Here is a 281-nt window from a genome sequence, read left to right as displayed (position 1 = left end):
CACCACCTACCTGCAGGTAGGGGTGAGCACCGGCGATGGCATTAACCGCATCAGAGTAGCCAATGCCCGTGACCTGGAGCACTTTGAGATCCCGGTGGAAGACCAGCGCTTCAACGTGCTGGTGAACGCAGCGGGAGCGCTCTCATCCGGCTTTGCCGCCACACCGGGCCTTGGCAAGGTGCAGCTAGAGTGGCAGCAGCCCACTGCAGAAGAAGTGAGTGACCTACTTGGGTATGAGATGTACCGCTACACTGTCTCCTTGGACCCTAACACAGGGCAGG

The 281-nt window shown here is 59.8% G+C and carries 1 protein-coding gene; it reads left to right on the top strand.

Going from position 1 to position 281, the window contains the following annotated elements:
• Positions 1-22: 22 nt before the first annotated feature.
• Positions 23-281, top strand: a 259-nt coding sequence (locus tag QWY28_RS23560; RefSeq protein ID WP_300955339.1) for a hypothetical protein, incomplete at its 3' end; no start/stop codon positions are given.

Source organism: Nocardioides oceani (genome assembly GCF_030412965.1).
In the GTDB taxonomy this organism is placed as follows: domain Bacteria; phylum Actinomycetota; class Actinomycetes; order Propionibacteriales; family Nocardioidaceae; genus Nocardioides; species Nocardioides oceani.
This window is presented reverse-complemented; position numbering and strand designations above follow the sequence as displayed.